Source organism: Streptomyces sp. NPDC006314 (genome assembly GCF_040613075.1).
Classification (GTDB): domain Bacteria; phylum Actinomycetota; class Actinomycetes; order Streptomycetales; family Streptomycetaceae; genus Streptomyces.
This window is the reverse complement of record NZ_JBEXRL010000070.1, coordinates 1-2,100: the sequence shown is the minus strand read 5'-3', so window position 1 is coordinate 2,100 and position 2,100 is coordinate 1. Positions and strand designations below refer to the sequence as shown.

Genomic DNA, 2,100 nt, shown 5'->3' with positions numbered 1-2,100 from the left:
ATCACACGCCACCACCGACACCTCGGCACCCAACCCGGCCAACTCAGCCCGCAACTCCACCGCACCGGCGGCCTTCAGACCGCTGCGACTCAGCATCACCAACCGCCGCACCCCGTGCGCCTGCACCAGATGCCGGGCCACGAGACCACCCAGAGTGCCCGTCGCACCCGTCACCAGAACCGTGCCCGAGCCCCAGTCCGGTCGTTCCGGGGCACCGACAGGGGTGTGCAGGCGAGTCAAGCGGGGCACCCGCACGTTCCCGGAACGCACCGACAACTGCGGCTCGTCCCGGTCCACCGCCCACTCCAGCGCACCCGGCAGCACCTGCCACGACGCCGGCGCGCCATCGGTGTCCACCAGCACGAACCGGCCCGGGTTCTCCGTCTGGGCCGACCGCAACAGCCCCCACACCGCAGCCGCCCCGAGATCGGTCACGCCCTCCTCGGGACCGGCCGCCACGGCACCACACGTCACCAGCACCAGCCGCGACGACAGGAACCGCTCGTCCGCCAGCCAACCCTGCACCGACTCCAGGGCCTCCTGGAGAGCTGAGTGGGCCGCGCCCGCGGGCGTGGCCGCCGGATGCGTCGGGTTCGCCGGGACCGGGAGACGACGTATGACGAGGTCCGGTACGGCCGGCTGGGCGGCGAGTGCGTCGAGGTCCGGGTACGCCTCTCCCCCGATGGGCGACTCGCCGATGAACGCCCATGTCGTGGACTCCGCAGCCGCCGGTATCGCGGGCGAGGTCGCCGTCCACTGGAGGTCGAACAGGGCTTCCTGCGCTTCGCCTTGCGCGGAGGCGAGCCGGGCCGGATCGACAGATCGGGTCAGCAGCGAGCGCACCGTGGCCACGGGCTCCCCTGCGCCGTCGGCGACGGTCACCGACAGTCCGCCCGTACCCGACGGTGCCAGACGCACCCGCAGCACCGACGCACCCGACGCATACAAGGACACGCCACGCCACTCGAACGGCAACCGCGCCCGACCATCGGAGAAGGTCTCGGTCAGCCATGCGCCGTGCAGCGCCGCGTCAAGCAGCGCCGGGTGCAGCCCGAAACGGGCCGCCTCTTCACGGTGCTCCTTTGCCAGCTCGACCTCGGCGAACACCTCATCGCCGCGCCGCCAGGCCGCACGCAGCCCCTGGAACACCGGACCATAGCCATGCCCGGCGGCGGCCAGGTCGTCGTACAGCTCAGCGCTGTCCACGGTGACGGCACCCGTCGGCGGCCAGGACACCAGGTCGGCGCCTGCCTCGACGGCCTCCGTCCCCAGCACACCGGTGGCGTGGCACGTCCAGGACTCTTCAGCTGCCCCCGGCTCCGACTCGGGACGCGAGTACACACCCAGCGCCCGGCGTCCCGCCTCATCGGGTTCCCCGACCGTGACCCGCAGGCGCATCCCGCCCCGCTCGCGCAGGGTCAGCGGGGCCTGGAGGGTCAATTCCTCCACCACATCGCAGCCGACCTCGTCACCGGCCCGAACAGCCAGCTCCACGAAGGCCGAGCCCGGCAGCAGCACCGTCCCGCCGACTGCGTGGTCCGCGAGCCAAGGCTGCGCGTGCAACGACAGGCGGCCCGAGAAGACCACACCGTCGGAGTCGGGGAGGTCCATGACCGCCCCCAGGATCGGGTGCTCGGCGGGGAGCAGTCCCGCGGCCTCCGTACCGGCGCCGGCGGACGGGGTGACATCCAGCCAGTAGCGACCGCGCTGGAAGGCATACGTCGGCAGATCCACTTGCTGCGCGCCGGTGCCGGCGAAGGCCCGCGACCAGTCCACCTCGATACCGCGGACCCACAGCTCACCGGCGGAGGTCAGGAAGCGATCCAGGCCACCGTCGTCACGGCGCAGAGTGCCGGTGACGATCGCGTCCTCGCAGGTGTCCTGGATGCTCATCGCCAGCACCGGGTGCGCCGACACCTCGACGAACGCAGCATGACCCTGCTCGGCCAAAGCACGAACGGCTTGCTCGAAACGGACGCTCTGACGCAAGTTGCGATACCAGTAACCGGCATCCAGCAACGCCGTGTCCGCCCAGTCACCGACCACGGTGGAGAAGAACGGGATACCCGACGACTGCGGGCGCACCTCGGCCAGAACCCG

Annotated in this window: 1 protein-coding gene; it reads right to left on the bottom strand. The window is 71.5% G+C overall.

Features of this window, described 5'->3' with window-relative positions:
• A partial coding sequence (locus ABZ079_RS36795; RefSeq protein WP_356943793.1) for a polyketide synthase dehydratase domain-containing protein occupies window positions 1-2,100 on the bottom strand: 2,100 nt, incomplete at both ends.